Origin of the sequence: Nocardiopsis sp. L17-MgMaSL7 (assembly GCF_003182025.1) — a bacterium.
GTDB classification, from domain to species: domain Bacteria; phylum Actinomycetota; class Actinomycetes; order Streptosporangiales; family Streptosporangiaceae; genus Nocardiopsis; species Nocardiopsis prasina.
Genome location: NZ_QGTF01000008.1, coordinates 335,583 through 351,361 on the forward strand (window position 1 = coordinate 335,583; position 15,779 = coordinate 351,361).

The window sequence follows — 15,779 nt, forward strand, 5'->3', positions numbered from 1 at the left end:
CCTCCCACGCCGCCGACGCGAGCCACTCGCACCGGCGGCTCCCTCCGGTTGGGGCACAACGGGCCGCACCCGGCCGGACGAACCGCGTCCGTACGACGAGGAGCAGCGATGACCGGTCACGGACCCGACGACGACACCGACTTCGCCAACGCCGAGCGCGGACTGGTCGCCCGGCTCGAACCCGGACAGATCAGGGACGGGGACGGGCGCGTGGTGTGGGACGCCGACGCCTACGGGTTCCTTGACGCGGAGTGCCCGGACACCGCCAACCCCAGCCTGTGGCGCCAGTCCCAGCTGTGCGCCAAGCAGGGGTTGTTCGAGGTCACCGAAGGCATCTACCAGATCAGGGGCCTGGACCTGTCGAACATGACCCTCGTGGAGGGCGACCAGGGTGTCCTGGTCATCGACCCCCTCATCTCCGCCGAACCGGCGCGCGCAGGCCTGGAGCTGTACCGGGAACACCGGGGGAACCGGGCGGTCAGCGGGGTCATCTACTCGCATTCGCACGTGGACCACTTCGGCGGGGTCGGCGGGGTCACCGACGGCACCGTGCCGATCCTCGCCCCGGCCGGATTCCTGGAGAACGCGGTGGCGGAGAACGTCCATGCGGGCCCCGCGATGGCCCGCCGCAACCTCTACCACACCGGCTCCCACCTGGAGGCCGGGCCGCGGGGCCAGATCGGGGTGGGGCTCGGCCAGACCAGGTCGGTCGGCACCGTCACGCTCATCGCGCCCAACCGGGAGATCACCCGCACCGGCCAGGAGGAGGTGGTGGACGGGGTGCGGATCGTCTTCCAGATGACGCCCGGGACCGAGGCGCCCACGGAGATGAACTTCTACTTTCCCGACCACCGCGCCCTGTGCATGGCGGAGAACGTCACCCACAACCTGCACAACATCCTCACCCTGCGCGGGGCGCCCGTGAAGGACGCCCGGGTGTGGTCGCGCTACCTGGACGAGTCCGTGGAGATCTTCGCGCACGAGTCGGACGTGCTGTTCGCCTCCCACCACTGGCCCACCTGGGGCACCGAGAACCTCGTGGCGCTCCTGCGCCAGCAACGGGACCTGTACGCCTACCTGCACGACCAGACCCTGCGCCTGATGAACCAGGGTTTCGTCGGCGCGGAGATCGCCGAGAACCTCCGGATGCCGCCCGGACTGGAACGGGAGTGGCACACCCGGGGCTACTACGGGTCGGTCAGCCACAACGTGAAGGCGATCTACCAGCGCTACATGGGTTGGTTCGACGGCAACCCCGCCCACCTGTGGGAACACCCGCCGGAGGAGGCCGCGCGCCGCTATGTGGACTGCATGGGCGGTGTGGACGAAGTGGTGCTCCGGGCGGACGAGTACCGGGACCGGGGCGACCTGAGGTTCGCCGCCACGCTGCTCAACCACGCGGTGTTCGCGGAACCGGAGCACGCCCGGGCGCGGGCCGCCCTCGCCGGGGTGTACGAGCGGCTGGGGTTCGGTGCGGAGAACGGCACCTGGCGCAACTTCTACCTCCAGGGCGCCGCCGAGCTGCGGCGGGGGAAACCGGAACTGCCGTCGAACCTGGGTACGGGCATGGCGGCGGCGCTGTCGCTGGACCAGCTCTTCGAGTCGGTGGCGATCCGGGTCAACGGTCCCCGGGCCTGGGAGGAGCACTTCGTCATCGACTGGGTGTTCACCGACCTGGACACCACGTTCCGGACGACGCTCTCCAACGGGGCCCTGACCACGAGGGAGAAGCCGCGCCGTGGGGAGCCCGGGCTCACGGTGACCCTGAACAAGTTCCGCCTGCTGCGGCTGCTCGCGGGCAAGGGGACCGAGGGCATGGCGTTCGCGGGGGACGGGGAGCTGCTGGACCGGTTGATGGGACTGCTGGACCGGCCGGACCCCTCCTTCGACATCGTCACGCCCTGACGGGGGGAAGAGTGACCGGCCGGGGCCCGGGGCTCAGCCCGTGGCCCGGCGGGAGCGGAGTCTGAGGCGTTCGTGTCGGGGATGGCGGCCACCGGGGCGGTCGGGTTCTGTCTGTTGTTCGCCCTGCCCCTGGGGCTTCTGGCCCTTCTGCGACGCGAGTGACCTTCAGGGCCTGGCGCGCAGGCGGCGGAGCATACGGGCGTCCTGGAACCCCACGGCCCGTGCGGCCGCCTCCGCCGTCGCCCCCTCACCCACCAGCAGCTCGGCGCGTTCCAACCGCAGGCGCTGCTGGTACCGCAGCGGGGTCAGCCCGGTGGCCTCGGTGAACGCCCGGGTGAGGGTGCGCTCGCTGACCCCGGCCGAGGCGGCCAGCGCGGCCAGGGGCAGGGGATCGGCGAACCGGGCGTCGATGGTGTCCTGGGCCCGGTGCACCAGGTCCACCGCGTGGTTCCGGAACCTCAGCACCACGCTGGCCTGGGGCTCGTCGCCGTTGCGGCGGGCGTAGACCACCATCTCCCGGGCCACGGAGGCCGCCACGGACGGTCCGTGCCACCGAGTGACCAGGTGCAGTGCGAGGTCGATGCCGCTGGCGATCCCCGCCGAGGTCACCACCCGGTCGTCGGACACGTACAGCACGTCCGGGACCACCCGGGCACGCGGATGGCGCTGGGCCAGGCGTTCCTGGAGGGAGTGGTGGGTGGTGCACCGGCGGCCGTCCAGCAGACCGGCCGTCCCGAGGACGAACGCCCCCGAGCACACACTCGCCACCGTGCCGCCACGTTCGTGGTGGGAGGTCAGCGCCTCGACCTGCGCCGGAGTGGCCAGCGGCGGGGGACCGGAGGTCCGCCATCCGGGGACGAGCACCAGGTCGTCCGAGCCGAGCCGGGGCCAGCCGACCCGCGCCCGCAGCCCGACCCCCTGGGCGGTGGGGACGTCGGGCCGCTCGGCGACATGGTGGAGCTCCACCGGGCGGTCGAGCCCGGCCAGGGTGGAGAACACCTGCGCCGGACCGGCCAGGTCCAGCAGGTGGAGTCCGGGAAGCAGCAGGAAGACGACCTTGCGCACGATCCGGTCAGCCTACTCCAGCTTCCCTGTGACGATCTGGTCCACCGTGCGCACCTCGGCGAAGCGCCCGGACAGGGCGTAGACGGTGCGGGTGACGACGTCCCGGGGGAGCAGGGTCGCGGGATCGTCGAGGACCTCCCGCAGTGAACGCCCGGGTGCGGCGCCGGGGGCCTCGATGGGCTCCGTGGCCGTGGCGTCCACCGCGAAGGTCATGGCGAACCCCAGCTCCGACCCCATGCGGGTGGTGGTCTCGCAGCACTGCTCGGTACGCACCCCGCAGACGGTGACCTCCCGGACTCCCCAACCGGTGAGCAGCCGTCGCAGGTCGGTGCCGGTGAAGGCGCTGTGCGCGGTCTTGGTCAACCGCGTCTCGCCGGCCGTGGGGGCGAGTCCGGGCAGCGGTTCCACGAACCCTCGCACGGGGTCGAACACGCTGCCGGTGCCGGGTTCGGTGTGCATGACCCACACGACCCTCCGGCCCCGCTCCCGGAAGTGGTCGACCAGGCGGCCGATCCGCACGGCGACCTCGGGGTCGGAGGAGGCGCTCCAGCTCTCGCGCTGGAGGAAGGACCGCTGTGCGTCGACGACCAGCAACGCCGCGCCGGTCCGAATCTCTGTGCTCATGCCCGAACCCTCGCAGGCGCCCGGGGAGCGGACCAGACACGATCCCGCTCACCACCGGACCGATCCGGTCATGGGTCCACGACCGCCGGGCCCGTGATCCTGCGGGGCGAGTTCGCACGGACGAACCCGCCCCTCCCGGTAGGCCCCGCCCCGGGGCGCGGACCCCGCAGTTCCCACGGTCCGGGTCAGACCAGTCTCTTCTTGAAGCCGATGTGGCTGGGCTCGTATCCGAGGCGCTGGTAGAAGCGGTGGGCGTCCTGCCGTTTGGCGTCCGAGGTCAGCTGCAACATCACGCAGCCGCGCCCCCGGGCCTCGCGTTCGGCCCACTCCAGCAGGGTGGATCCCAGGCCGCCGCCGCGTTCGTCGGTGTGCACCCGGACCGCCTCGATCTGGGCGCGGGTGGCCCCCTGCCGCGACAGGCCCGGCACCACGGTGAGCTGGAGGGTGCCGACGACCCGGCCGTTGCGGCGGGCCACCGCCAGATACTGGTGCGGATCGGCGTCGATGACCTCGAAGGCCTCCAGGTAGCGGGACAGGTCTTCGGGGGTCTCCCTGCGGGCCCCCAGGGGGTCGTCCGCGAGCAGGGCGACGATCGCCTCCACGTCGGTCTTCAGGGCGCGTTCGATGGTGAGCATGGGCCCAACCTAGCGAGCCCTTTCCGCGCGGCCCGGAGGCTTGAACCGGTTCCCCCCGGTTGGTCGTGGACTCTCCCGATCCCGCGAGCGGGCAACTAGAGTCGACCCATGGACACCGAACACCTCAGCGCTCTGGCCCGCGCCATGGACGGCGACGATCCCCTGGCGGGACTGGACGCCGTGGTGCGGTTGCGGGGTGAGACCGAGCGTGCCGAGGCGGTCCTCGTACGCCGTGCGAGGAACGAGGGAGCCACCTGGGCGCGGATCGCCGAGGTCCTCGGGGTCTCCAAACAGGCCATCCACAAGAAGTACGGGGGCCGGGGCCTGCTCGGCGACAGGAAGTAGGTCAGCGCAGCGCGGCCACGAACCGCACCATGCGCTCCTCGAAACCCTCCACCTCGCCGAACCACACCGCGACGGAGTCCGCGCCCGACGCAGCCAGCTCTCGGAACCTCGCGACCGTGCGTGCGAAGGCCTCCTCGCCCCCGGTCCATGCCATCCGCACCCCGGTGCCCACGGGGCGGCGGGTGAGCTCCCCCAGCCGGGCGCCGGCCGCCCGGAATGCCTCCGGGTCCGGGTCGACCCCCTGCCACTCGTCGGCCCACGCGGCCGCTCGGCGCAGCCCGGGTTCCGAGCCCCCGCCGACCATCACCCGTATCCGCCGCGACGGACGCGGCGCGAACACGCCGTGCTCGTAGTCGTGGAAGCGACCGTGGAAGGGCCCCTCGCCCTCGAACAGGTGCCTCAGCAGCGCGAGGGTCTCGTCCGCCCTCGGGCCCCGGGTGGCGAAGTCCGACCCGACCGAGGCGAACTCCTCGCGCGACCACCCCACGCCCACGCCGAGCGTGAACCGTCCCCCGGACAGGCGGTCCAGGGTGGCCACCTGTTTGGCCAGCAGGAAGGGGTCGCGCATCGGCAGCACCAGGACGGACGTGCCCAGTCGGACCCGTTCCGTGCGGGCCGCCAGGTACGCCAGGGTGACGAGAGGTTCGTACACGCCCCCGAACGTGGTGCCGTAGGGCTCGGGAGGCAGGAGGTGGTCGGGCAGCCACACGGTGTGGGCGCCGAGCTTCTCGGCGCGAACGCCCAGGTCCACCAGGGCCCGCGGGGGCGTCGCCGGTGACTCGTTGGGCAGGACCACCTGGAGGCGGGGTTGGGTCGGCTCGCTCATCCGGCGACCGTATCCCGCCAGGTCGTCGCGGGGGTGGGGCTTGGGAAACCGCTCGTCGGCGTTCGCGGGCTCACCACGAGCGGGCGGCGACGGCCAGCCGCGAACGGACCAGATCCAGGTGGGGGTTGTCGGCCGCTCCGGGGCGGCGGGCCAGGTACACCGTGTTGAACGGCGGGTCCTCCGGTTCCAGCAGGGCCACCAGGCTGCCGTCGAGCAGCTCCCGTTCGCACAGGTAGCGCGGCAGGACGGTCATGCCGGCCCCGTGCGCCACGGCCGCGGTCACCGAGCGCAGGTCGGGGACGGTGAGCTCGGCGGAGCGGGTCAACCGCGCGCCGAACACGTGGCGCCAGTACCGGCGGGCGATGGGCAGGTCGTCCGCGTAGGCGACCAGGGGGACCTCGCACAGGGCCGCGCACCCCTGGCGCCGCACCCTGGAGAGTCCGATCCTCTCCGCCCACACGGGCGCGGCGACCAGGACGAACTCCTCGTCCATGAGAGGCTCCGCGAGGAGGGTCCGGCCCCGGGGGCGGATGGTGGACAGAGCCAGGTCGTGCCGCCCGGCCCGCAGCTCCTCCAACAGGTCGTCAGCGAGCCCGGTGCGCACACGCAGCCGCAGCCGGCCGTCGGAGACCAGCGGCGCGAGCAGGGGCAGCACGCGTTCGCAGAGAAGTTCGGCGGGGCCCGCCAGCCGCAGGGGCGCCGTCGGCACCGAGCCGGGATCGGCGCCGTCCCCGTACGCCACCGTTTCCAGGGTGTCGAGCGGTCCCGAGACGCGGACGGCGAGATCGTTGGCGTCCGGGGTCGGAGCCACGCCGCGTGGCAGACGCTCGAACAACTCGAGGCCCAGACGCCGTTCCAGGGACCGTATCTGGGTGGTCACGGTCGGCTGTGACAGACGCAGCAGCTGGGCCGCGGCCGTGAACGACCCCGAGCGGTGCACGGCCAAAAAGGTGCGGAGCAACTGGAGGTCCAACGGACCCTCGGTGCGGGGAAGTATCCCTGGCGGGGTCGAACCATTGGAAATCCTATTGCTCATCCGATGGATTCTATTGGTCGCCGTATGCCACCCGGGTCTACCCTCGGGTCCCGTGGGCCGACCGAAACCCGGCCCCACCTGCGCGAGGGTTCGCCCGTGGCACCGCCCCGACCCGCGACCCGCACCCCACAGTCGAAAGGCCTCCCCTTTTGCAGTACGTCACGCTGAACAACGGCCTCACCATGCCGCAACTCGGATTCGGTGTCTGGCAGGTCCCCGACGACGAGGCCCACCGGTCCGTCTCGACCGCCATCGAGGCCGGATACCGCAGCATCGACACCGCTCGGGTCTACGACAACGAGAAGGGCACCGGCCGCGCCATCGCCGAGTCCGGCGTGGCCCGCGAGGACATCTTCCTCACCACGAAGCTGTGGAACGACGACCAGGGCTACGACAGGGCCCTGAGAGCCTTCGACGCCAGCCTGGACCGTCTGGGAACCGACTACGTCGACCTGTACCTGATCCACTGGCCCACCCCGGCCCACGACACCTACGTGGAGACCTGGAAGGCGCTGGAGCGCGTGCACGCCGAGGGCCGTGCCCGGGCGATCGGCGTGTCCAACTTCACGGCGGCGACCCTGGAGCGTCTGGTGGGCGAAGCGGAGGTCGTGCCCGCGATCAACCAGATCGAGCTGCACCCCTACTTCTCGCAGTCCGGCATGCGCGCGGCCAACGCGTCCCACGGCCTGCTCACCGAGGCCTGGAGCCCCCTGGGGCAGGGCAAGGGGCTGCTGGACGACCCCGTCCTGGCCGAGCTCGGTGCCGCGTACGGCAAGACCGCCGCCCAGGTCGCGCTGCGCTGGCACCTCCAGCTCGGCAACGTCGTCATCCCCAAGTCCGTGACCCCGGCACGTATCCGGGAGAACTTCGACGTGTTCGACTTCGAGCTCACGGCCGAGGACATCGACCGGATCGGCTCGCTGGACCGCGACGGCCGGATCGGTCCGGACCCCGACCACGTCAACTAGCGCCGGACGTCCGGCCGTGTTCCTCGTCACGGTCGCCGCACACGGGCCCGCCGAGCACCGCTCGGCGGGCCCGCGTCGTCCCATCACCCCTTGTGACGCCATCCGATGACCGGTCCGGCCGGAGTGAGGATCATCGGTCCCCGAACCTCCGGAACCGCACCGGGTCCGAACCAAACTCCGTTCCGGCCGATGGCCGCTTTCGGACGAGATGAGCAACCCTCACACCAGGGCAAACACCCACAACTGGTGACACACCGAGAAGGGTATGAGTCCGTTGTGCGCGACTGGTCGGCGACACCACACCGGGCACCTCCGCTCTGGAGTGGCGGGGGGCCGAACAGAGGCGTACAGTCCTCTCTGGTGCGCCGGGAAAGTTCACGCGGCGGACACCACATCTCTCTCTACGCGAAACCAGATCCATGACCGTCGTCCCCCTGCGCACAGCGCGCGTGTACCGCTCCGCAACCGCTGAGCGGTCAGTTCACGCCTGGTGTCACAAGGCCCTGAGCCAGTGGCCCGAACTCGGACCCCTTCCGCCCGTGGAGACCCGGCTGGGCCCCACTCAGGCCTTCCGCGCCTCGGGTGGGACCGGTACGCCGGTCCTGGTCCTGTCGGGCACCAACTTCAACGCCGCCACCACGGTTCCCGCCGCCCGCGCGCTCGCCGCGGACCGGCCGGTCCTGCTGGTCGACCTTCCGGGACAGCCGGGTCTGAGCTGCAACCAACGGACCGCGGGCGCCCGGATAGAGGCCTACGGTGAGTGGCTCGACGAGCTGCTGCCCCAGATCACGGACGGCCCGGTCATCGTGCTGGGCCACTCCAGGGGCGCCGCGATCGCACTGTCCTCGACTCCGAACCCGCTGGTCGCGGGGATGCTCCTGCTCAACCCCGCCGGGTTGACCGCGGCGGGGGTCAGCTCGGAGTCGATGCGTGCGACCCTGCCGTGGATGATCCACCCCAACGAGCAGACCAGCACCCGGCTGATCGAGTTCCTCAGCGGACCGTCCACGGACACCGGTTGCGCGGAGCACCGGTCCGAGGCCGAGTGGCTGACGCTGGTGGCCCGCTACTGCCGCACGCACTCCACCCCGACCCCGCTGAACGCGGAGTCCTTCCTGGCCTGGTCCGGTATTCCGGTCCGGGTGGCCACGGGGTCGCACGACCCGTTCTTCTCACCCGCGCGCCTGCACGGACCGGCCCGCCGGTTCCTCAACACCGGCGTGCGGACCATCGAGGGGGCGGGCCACCTGTCCCTGTACGAGCAGCCGGAGAGGATCGCCGAGCTCCTGCGCGAGTTCGACGTCTGACCGGTAGAGCTTCGGAGACGACACCGACGCGCCACTGGTGGCGGCCCGAGCGACCGCCACCAGCCCGTGGGTCAGTCCCGGCCCAGGGCCTGCCTCAGCTCGGGCACCGACGTGAACACGTGTCCCTGGAACCCCAGCTTCCCGGCTGCGTCGACGTTGGCCCGGTTGTCGTCCACGAACAACACGTCGCCGGCGGGGACGTCCATGCGCTCCAGACACCACCGGTAGGCGCCCGCCTCGGGCTTGGCGTGGCCGATCCGGCAGGAGAACCCCCGCACGGGGAAGAGGTCCAGCACTCGGGAGTGCCGCTCCTCGAAGCGCGCGGCCAGCTCCGGCGGGATGTTCGACAGCAGGCCGAGCGGCACGCCCGCGTCGGAGAGCTCCGTCACCAGCGCCACCGAATCCTCGTTCAGCCGCGACCAGCTGTCCAGGTCCAGGTCGAGCAGCCGCTCGACCCGCTCCCGATCGAAGGTCTCTCCGAGCAGCTCGCCCACCGCCTGCCAGTAGGAGGGCCCGTCCAGGTCGCCGCGGTCGTAGTCCTGACGCGGGGCCCAGTAGGCGGCCCAGAAGGCGTCGTGGTCGTGCCCGGTGTACTCCACCATCGCGGCTCGGACCGTCGGTGACTGGTCCATGGCGACCACACCGAACATGTCGAACAGCACTGCGTCCACGAGGCACTCCCAGGGTCGAACGGGTTCGGGTTCGCAGGCCTCCTTCCCCCACGGACCCCCCACGAACCTTCGCCCTCGCCCGCCCCGTCCCGGGGGCGAGCACGCCTGGCGGACGGTCGGAAACGGTGTGTGTTCGGCAAGGTTTATCCCTATTTTGGATGATAAATAAGTCGATGATGTTTTGTCGGGTTTTGTCGACCGTCTTTTGAGGGATTTCCGGGGGTGGTGGTTCTTTGTCCCGTGAGGACTGGTTTCGCTGTCAGAATGTGGGCATGTGACAGAAGAGAGGACGTCTTCCTATTACGTGCCCCTGCCCTAGGCGCCGGCTGGTCGGGTGAAGAACAAACCCCACTGGTCGAACCAGCCCGAACCACCAGAAAGCAGCCGGTATGTTCGAAAAACTGGCACGGAAGCTGGGTCTGGAGACGAACCCGGCGATCTTCTTCGTCTCGGCTTCGTTGACCGTGTTCTTCGTGGTGTGCGCGATCACCTTCACTGACACGGTGGACCTGGTCTTCGGTGCCACCTCCGAGTGGATCCTGTCCCACCTGGGATGGCTCTACATCCTGGGTGTGACCACCTTTCTCGTCTTTCTTATATGGATCGCTTTCGGTCGATATGGGCACATTCGCCTGGGTCCGCCCGACAGCAGGCCCGACTACAGCAACATCACGTGGTTCTGCATGCTGTTCGCGGCCGGAATCGGAAGCATCCTCATGTTCTGGGGCGTGGCCGAACCCATCAGCCACTACGCCAACCCCCCGCAGGGCAACGCCGAGCCGGAAACCGTCGAGGCCGCACAACAGGCCATGGGCTTCACGCTGTACCACTTCGGTCTGCACACCTGGACGATCTTCTGCCTGCCCGCCCTGGCCTTCGCCTACTTCGTGTACCGCAAGGGCCTGCCCTTCAGGGTGAGCTCGATCTTCCACCCGTTCCTCGGCGACCGGGTCAACGGGCCCTTCGGCCGGTTGATCGACATCTTCGCGGTCCTGGGTACCCTCTTCGGTGTCGCGGTCACCATCGGTCTGGGCACCATGCAGATCAACAGCGGGCTCAACACGCTCTTCGGCGTCGAGGAGAGCCGTGTCAACCAGCTGATCCTCATCGCCGTCGTCACTTGCGTCGCCGTGATTTCCGTGGCCACAGGCCTGGACGTGGGCATCAAGTGGCTCTCCCAGATCAACATCATCATCGCGGTGGCGCTGCTGGTGTTCGTGTTCGCCGCCGGGTCCTCCCTCTACCTGGCCAAGGGCGTCATCGAGACCACCGGCGTGTACGCGCAGTGGCTCATCCCCCTCTCCTTCTGGAACGACACCTTCGGCAACACGGGCTGGCAGGGCACGTGGACGGTCTTCTACTGGGCCTGGACCATCACGTGGTCACCGTTCGTCGGCATCTTCATCGCACGCATCTCGCGGGGCCGCACCATCCGCGAGTTCGTGCTCGGCGTGCTGGGACTGCCCACGGCCTTCAGCATCGTGTGGTTCAGCGTGTTCGGCCTGTCGGCCTTCGACATCGAGATGAACCGGGGCGGCGGCCTGGTCGAGGAGGTCGTCGACCAGGGAGACATCCCCGGCGCGTTGTTCTCCTTCCTCACGCACTACCCGTGGACGACCTTCGTCTCGGCCATGTGCATCGTCATCGTGATCATCTTCTTCACCACCTCGTCGGACTCGGCGTCCCTGGTGGTGGACATGCTCTGTTCGGGAACGGAGGAGTCCCCGACCCGCCAGCGGGTGTTCTGGGGCATCACCGAGGGCGTGGTGGCCGCGACCGTGCTCACCGCCTCAGGCGTGGGCGGACTGGACGCGCTGCAACAGACCATCATCGTGTTCGGGCTGCCGTTCTTCGTGATCGGCTTCTTCATGATGTTCTCCCTGGTGCGCGCGCTCCAGGCGGAGACGGCGGAGGGCTCCGGCGCCCAGCGGGTCCGCCGCACCCCGTTGTCCGCCCGGTCACGCAGGCTCCGCCGCCAGCACCGGCGCAAGGGCGGGCCGTCGAACGGCGGCAACGGGAACGGCAATGGCAACGGCAGGCCGCACGGGAAGCGGGGTGACGACGCCCTGGAGCCCTGAACCGCCGGGGCCGGGTCACGCCGGGGGCACCGGCCAGAAGAAGTCGTCGACCCCGAAGTGCAGCGAGAGCAGTTCGGGGTCGACGCGGTCCCGGCCGTAGGCGTCCAGGAACCGGTCCGCGTCCGCCTGGCCGAACTGGGGGTTCAACGGGCTGAGCAGGCTCCCCACCATCGCGGCCAGGTCCCGGTGCGGGTCCGCCACACCGGCCTGGCCGAGGTCCACGAGCCCCCATGCGCCGTCGGCGGTGACCAGCACGTTCGGCAGGCAGAAGTCCCCGTGGGTCACCACCTCCGGGAGGGGGCCCGCCCGCTCGACCCGGTGCCCCACCTCCGCCAGGGCCCGGGCGGGGTCGGTACCCGCGTAGCGGCTGCCCTGCCAGGAGCGCTGGACCAGACCCGCCGCCACCCGCTTCCGGGCCCGCTCCAGCTGCTCCGCCAACCGCTCGCGGACGACCTCCACCGCGCCGACCTCCGAGGCGTGGATCGTTCGGGCCGCCTCGGCCAGCAGCTCGACCAGCCGGGGGTGCTCACGGGCGGTCTCCGGCTCGTGGGCCGGGACGCCGGGCAGGTGGCTGGAGACCACCCACCGGGGTGGCCCGTCCTCTCGCGACTCGTGCTCCAGGACACGCGGTGTCGCCAGACCGAAGCGCGCCATCCACGCGGTCCGGGAGATCTCGCCGTCGAGCTCCCTCGCGAGGTCGGGGCGGTCGGGCGGCACCCCCTTGAAGACCGCGACCGGCCGGTCCGCGTGGTCGTACATACGGAACACCCGGGCCCCGGACAGGCCCACGTGCACCTCCTCCGTGCGCAGTGAGCGCAGGACGGCGTCCTCGAATCGGGGCAGTTCCATACCTCGCAGCCTAGGAACCGCCGTGATCCGCTGGCCACAGGTTTTCCACAGGCTGGAGAACGGGAGAGCGCACTTCGGGCCACAACGGCCATCATGGGAGTCATGACCCTCTCCGACGAACACTTCCTCACGGCCACCGCCGACCGGCTCGCCGACCTCCCGGGCATCGAGGCGGTCAGCCTCGGCGGGTCGCGCGCCCAGGGGACCCACCGGCCCGACAGCGACTGGGACCTCGCCGTCTACTACCGGGGCTCCCGAGGGGAGTTCTCGCCCCAGGCCCTGCGCGACGTCGGCTGGGAGGGTGAGGTCTCGGAGTTCGGCGGCTGGAGCGAGGGCGTGTTCAACGGGGGCGCCTGGCTGAGGATCGACGGCCGCCCGGTGGACGTGCACTACCGCGACCTCGACGCCGTGGAGCACCAGCTGGCCGAGGCCGAACACGGGCGGTTCGACGTGGAGCCGCTCCTGTTCCACCTGGTGGGCATCCCCACCTACCTGGTGGTGGCCGAACTCGCCGTGGGCCGGGTCCTGGTCGGTGACCTGCCCCGACCCGCGTACCCGGACGCACTCCGACGCGACGCCCCGCCGCGCTGGCGCGGGTTCGCCTCCGCCACCCTCGCCTACGCGGAGCGCGGCCACGCACCGCAGGGGCGGGTGGCCCAGTGCACGGGGATGATCGCCCAGGCCGCCTCGTACGCGGCCCACGCCGTGCTGGCGGCGCGCGGCGAATGGGTGACCAACGACAAGACCCTGCTGTCCAGAGCCGGGCTGGAGGAGGTGGACTTCGTGGTCGCCGGGATGACCGCGGACCCCCAGGACCTGCTCGCGGCGGTCGCGGAGACCGGTCGCATCATCGCTGGGGCTCGTTGACCGGGGTTCCGTGGCCCGGGGCCCCGGACCAGGGACCGCTGACCATGCGCCCTGGCCGGGATCCGCTGACCTGCGGTCGTGGTCCGGGACGAGAGGGACGACGCGACGTCCCTCTCGCCCCGGGGACGGGGACCTACCGCGACCAGGTCATGCTGACCACGCCGCTGATGGTGTCGTACCCCGCCCGGGTGAAGGCCCGGGCCATGGGCATATTCCCGACATCCGTGGCGGCTCGGGCGTACGTGAGGCCCTCGCTCGCCAGGACGCGGGTTCCCTCGGCGAGCAGGTCGTCGATGTGCCCGTTGCCCCGGTGCTCGGGCAGCACCGCGATGTAGGCGATGATCGGGTGGTAGGCGTTGCGCGCCGGGATCACGAAGCCCACCGGCGTGCCGTCCGCGAGTGTCGCCACTCGCCACCAGGAGCGCGGTGTCGGGTAGTTGGCGAACTCGTCGGCGAAGTTGGCCGCCGCCACCTCCTCGGCGGAGTGTTCCCTCAGGTCCAGGCGGTCGTGGGCGTCCAAGGTGCCCTCCAGGGCACGGGTCATGAGGCCGAGGATGTCCTCGGTGCCCTCGACTCCACGGAACACCAGGCGGCCGCTGCCCTCGGGGAGTGGGGTCTCGTCCCTCCACTCGTAGCGCAGACGCTCGACGAGCGGCACGGCACCCGAGCGCTCGACCACCGCCAGACGTCGTCCCACCCGGTTCCGGGAGCGCTCCTCGGAGCGCCAGTCGGCGACGTCGAAGCGCAAGTACTCGGGCGGGGGAGTGTCACCCAGGGCGATCGGGACACCGTCGGGAAACAGAGCGGCGTTGGCGGTGCGCAGCAGCTCGTCGGCCACGGCCATGAGGTCGACGTCCTGGGCGTCGTCGTCCACGTCGAGCAGGTCCAGGAGGAAGGGGGTGTCGTCCTGGGGCCGACACCACCAGGACAGGCGGGCCAGGAGACGGTCGCCGTCGAGGGCCATCCACATCCAGGAGGGGCGTCGACGGCCCCGCGCGAGATCGTCGGCGAGTTCGTCATTGAGCAGGTAGGGGAGCCGGTTGAAGAGTTCGAGCTCCTCGGGACCGGTGATGGGGCGGATGGTCAGGTCGTTCGGAAGAACGGTCAAGGCTGCACCTTCGGTGTGTGCGCCCGCCGCAGCCGGGGTCAACGGTGAGCGTCGACCCGGGAGGACACGGACGCGGTGATCACAGGGAACATCGGATGTGCCTCCTTTCTCGTCGTCGCCGCGCCGGGGGGTCGTCGCGACCCTCGGAGTTATACCGGTGGTTCTCGGAGCCCCGCAAGCCCTTTTGCGCCGGTCGATCCGGGACGCGCCGGGTCGCGGATCGTCCCCGGGCCCGGCGAAAACGGTTGGACCGGGCTGCGGTGTTGGGTGACCATGCGTCCATGAGCCGAGACTTCCAGGACCTCCTCGACGAGGCCGCCGCCGAACCGACCGAGGGCTGGGACTTCTCCTGGTTCGAGGGGCGTGCCACCGAGCAGCGTCCCTCCTGGGGGTACCAGCGCCTCATGGGCGAGAGGATGGCCCGCGCCACCGCGGCCCTCGACATCCAGACCGGGGGCGGCGAAGTCCTCGCCGGTCTCCCGGTGTACCCGCCGCTGACCGTCGCCACCGAGGGGTGGCCGCCCAACGTCCTCGCAGCCACCCGTCTGCTGCACCCCAGGGGAGTGGCGGTGGTCGCCGCTCCCGACGAACCCCCGCTGCCCTTCGCCGACGGCGCCTTCGACCTGGTCGTGTGCCGCCACCCCGTCACCGTCCGGTGGGACGAGATCGCCCGAGTCCTCGCCCCCGGCGGCACCTATCTGGCACAGCACGTGGGGCCGTCGAGCGTGTTCGAACTGGTCGAGTTCTTCCTCGGCCCGCAGCCCCGGGAGACACGCGAGGCCCGCCACCCGGACCACGACCGGACCGGGGCCGAGGCCGTCGGTCTGGAGGTCGTCGACCTGAGGTCGGAGCGGCTACGGATGGAGTTCCACGACATCGGCGCCGTCGCGTACTTCCTGCGCAAGGTCGTGTGGATGGTCCCCGGCTTCACCGTGGACACCCACCGCGACCGGCTCCGGGAGCTGCACGAACAGATCGAGGAGCGGGGGCCGTTCGTGGCCCACTCGTCCCGCCACCTGATCGAGGCCCGCAGGCCGGAGCGGTCGCGGCGGTGAGGCAGGGGCCGGTCGGGCTCAGCCCGCCTTGACGTGCTGGACGACCTCGAAGCCCCAGATCTCGCTGTTGGACGCCGCCGGGCCGCCGTGACCGCCGTGGGCCTGGCCGTCCTTCCTGGCGTCGGCCGCGGCCTGCGCGTGGCCCTTGCGGAAGGCCTGCCCGTTCACCCAGTTCTGGAAGTCCTCCTCGGACCGCCAGCGGGTGTAGACGAGGTACTTGTCCGTACCCTCGACCGGCCGCAGGAGCTGGAACTCCTCGAACCCCTCCTGGTCCTCGACGAGTCCGGCCCGCTTGGCGAACCTCTCCTCCAACGTGGAACCGCCGCCCTCGGGGACGGTCAGGACGTTGAACTTCACGACACTGGTCACGCGTGTACCTCCGGAGGTCGGATGCCTGTCAGGGCCAACCTAAGGGACCCGGCGCGCCCGCTCGCGGCGGG

The 15,779-nt window shown here is 70.7% G+C and carries 16 protein-coding genes; 7 read left to right on the forward strand and 9 right to left on the reverse strand.

The genetic code is table 11. From position 1 onward, the window contains the following. Nucleotides 1-108 precede the first annotated feature (108 nt). Nucleotides 109-1,905 (forward strand): alkyl/aryl-sulfatase, encoded by a 1,797-nt coding sequence (locus BDW27_RS16795; protein WP_017542669.1) that lies wholly within the window; start codon nt 109-111, stop codon nt 1,903-1,905. 165 nt (nt 1,906-2,070) lie between these two features. Here the strand turns inward: BDW27_RS16795 and BDW27_RS16800 are convergent, their stop codons facing one another. The 3 genes from BDW27_RS16800 to BDW27_RS16810 form a co-directional block, all read right to left on the reverse strand. After that, a complete protein-coding gene (locus BDW27_RS16800; protein WP_110050119.1) occupies nt 2,071-2,970 on the reverse strand; it encodes a GlxA family transcriptional regulator in 900 nt (299 codons plus the stop codon). Nucleotides 2,971-2,982: 12 nt separating this feature from the next. Next, nucleotides 2,983-3,594, reverse strand: a complete 612-nt coding sequence (locus BDW27_RS16805) for an isochorismatase family protein (RefSeq protein WP_110050121.1) — start codon at nt 3,592-3,594, stop codon at nt 2,983-2,985. A gap of 185 nt (nt 3,595-3,779) precedes the next feature. Then, a complete protein-coding gene (locus tag BDW27_RS16810) occupies nt 3,780-4,229 on the reverse strand; it encodes a GNAT family N-acetyltransferase (protein ID WP_017542672.1) in 450 nt (149 codons plus the stop codon). 108 nt (nt 4,230-4,337) lie between these two features. Between BDW27_RS16810 and BDW27_RS16815 the strand changes: the two genes are divergently transcribed. Next, nucleotides 4,338-4,574, forward strand: coding sequence for a hypothetical protein (locus tag BDW27_RS16815; RefSeq protein WP_017542673.1), 237 nt, complete (start codon nt 4,338-4,340; stop codon nt 4,572-4,574). 1 nt (nt 4,575) lies between these two features. Here the strand turns inward: BDW27_RS16815 and BDW27_RS16820 are convergent, their stop codons facing one another. Beyond that, nucleotides 4,576-5,400, reverse strand: a complete 825-nt coding sequence (locus BDW27_RS16820; RefSeq protein WP_110050123.1) for a TIGR03619 family F420-dependent LLM class oxidoreductase — start codon at nt 5,398-5,400, stop codon at nt 4,576-4,578. Nucleotides 5,401-5,470: 70 nt separating this feature from the next. After that, nucleotides 5,471-6,436, reverse strand: a complete 966-nt coding sequence (locus tag BDW27_RS16825) for a LysR family transcriptional regulator (RefSeq protein WP_233515783.1) — start codon at nt 6,434-6,436, stop codon at nt 5,471-5,473. A gap of 149 nt (nt 6,437-6,585) precedes the next feature. Between BDW27_RS16825 and BDW27_RS16830 the strand changes: the two genes are divergently transcribed. Continuing rightward, entirely contained in the window at nt 6,586-7,404 is an 819-nt protein-coding gene (locus BDW27_RS16830; RefSeq protein WP_110050126.1) for an aldo/keto reductase, read from the forward strand. Nucleotides 7,405-7,823: 419 nt separating this feature from the next. Beyond that, nucleotides 7,824-8,711 carry an alpha/beta fold hydrolase gene (locus BDW27_RS16835; RefSeq protein ID WP_026128923.1) on the forward strand — a complete coding sequence of 296 codons (888 nt, stop codon included), beginning with the start codon at nt 7,824-7,826 and terminating at the stop codon, nt 8,709-8,711. A 71-nt stretch (nt 8,712-8,782) separates the two neighbouring features. Here BDW27_RS16835 and BDW27_RS16840 read toward each other — a convergent pair whose 3' ends face one another. After that, a complete protein-coding gene (locus BDW27_RS16840) occupies nt 8,783-9,382 on the reverse strand; it encodes an HAD family phosphatase (RefSeq protein ID WP_110050128.1) in 600 nt (199 codons plus the stop codon). Between the two features lie 389 nt (nt 9,383-9,771). On the opposite strand from BDW27_RS16840, the gene BDW27_RS16845 reads away from it, so the two are divergent. Further along, nucleotides 9,772-11,460 (forward strand): BCCT family transporter, encoded by a 1,689-nt coding sequence (locus BDW27_RS16845; protein ID WP_110050130.1) that lies wholly within the window; start codon nt 9,772-9,774, stop codon nt 11,458-11,460. Nucleotides 11,461-11,475: 15 nt separating this feature from the next. Here the strand turns inward: BDW27_RS16845 and BDW27_RS16850 are convergent, their stop codons facing one another. Next, a complete protein-coding gene (locus BDW27_RS16850; protein ID WP_110050132.1) occupies nt 11,476-12,309 on the reverse strand; it encodes an aminoglycoside 3'-phosphotransferase in 834 nt (277 codons plus the stop codon). Nucleotides 12,310-12,411: 102 nt separating this feature from the next. Here BDW27_RS16850 and BDW27_RS16855 point away from each other — a divergent pair, with 102 nt between their 5' ends. Beyond that, a complete protein-coding gene (locus BDW27_RS16855; RefSeq protein WP_110050184.1) occupies nt 12,412-13,176 on the forward strand; it encodes a nucleotidyltransferase domain-containing protein in 765 nt (254 codons plus the stop codon). A 133-nt stretch (nt 13,177-13,309) separates the two neighbouring features. Here BDW27_RS16855 and BDW27_RS16860 read toward each other — a convergent pair whose 3' ends face one another. Further along, nucleotides 13,310-14,284 carry a GNAT family N-acetyltransferase gene (locus BDW27_RS16860; protein ID WP_110050133.1) on the reverse strand — a complete coding sequence of 325 codons (975 nt, stop codon included), beginning with the start codon at nt 14,282-14,284 and terminating at the stop codon, nt 13,310-13,312. 281 nt (nt 14,285-14,565) lie between these two features. Here BDW27_RS16860 and BDW27_RS16865 point away from each other — a divergent pair, with 281 nt between their 5' ends. Then, complete coding sequence (locus tag BDW27_RS16865) at nt 14,566-15,339, forward strand: class I SAM-dependent methyltransferase (RefSeq protein ID WP_017542682.1); 774 nt, start codon at nt 14,566-14,568, stop codon at nt 15,337-15,339. Nucleotides 15,340-15,357: 18 nt separating this feature from the next. Here BDW27_RS16865 and BDW27_RS16870 read toward each other — a convergent pair whose 3' ends face one another. Next, nucleotides 15,358-15,708, reverse strand: coding sequence for an antibiotic biosynthesis monooxygenase (locus BDW27_RS16870; protein ID WP_017542683.1), 351 nt, complete (start codon nt 15,706-15,708; stop codon nt 15,358-15,360). Nucleotides 15,709-15,779: the final 71 nt, after the last annotated feature.

Coding starts and splice junctions, on each gene's coding strand:
- BDW27_RS16795 (WP_017542669.1), top strand. CDS start 109: ATGACCGGTCACGGACCCGACGACGACACCGACTTCGCCAACGCCGAG.
- BDW27_RS16805 (WP_110050121.1), bottom strand. CDS start 3,594: ATGAGCACAGAGATTCGGACCGGCGCGGCGTTGCTGGTCGTCGACGCA.
- BDW27_RS16810 (WP_017542672.1), bottom strand. CDS start 4,229: ATGCTCACCATCGAACGCGCCCTGAAGACCGACGTGGAGGCGATCGTC.
- BDW27_RS16815 (WP_017542673.1), top strand. CDS start 4,338: ATGGACACCGAACACCTCAGCGCTCTGGCCCGCGCCATGGACGGCGAC.
- BDW27_RS16820 (WP_110050123.1), bottom strand. CDS start 5,400: ATGAGCGAGCCGACCCAACCCCGCCTCCAGGTGGTCCTGCCCAACGAG.
- BDW27_RS16825 (WP_233515783.1), bottom strand. CDS start 6,436: ATGAGCAATAGGATTTCCAATGGTTCGACCCCGCCAGGGATACTTCCC.
- BDW27_RS16835 (WP_026128923.1), top strand. CDS start 7,824: ATGACCGTCGTCCCCCTGCGCACAGCGCGCGTGTACCGCTCCGCAACC.
- BDW27_RS16845 (WP_110050130.1), top strand. CDS start 9,772: ATGTTCGAAAAACTGGCACGGAAGCTGGGTCTGGAGACGAACCCGGCG.
- BDW27_RS16850 (WP_110050132.1), bottom strand. CDS start 12,309: ATGGAACTGCCCCGATTCGAGGACGCCGTCCTGCGCTCACTGCGCACG.
- BDW27_RS16855 (WP_110050184.1), top strand. CDS start 12,412: ATGACCCTCTCCGACGAACACTTCCTCACGGCCACCGCCGACCGGCTC.
- BDW27_RS16865 (WP_017542682.1), top strand. CDS start 14,566: ATGAGCCGAGACTTCCAGGACCTCCTCGACGAGGCCGCCGCCGAACCG.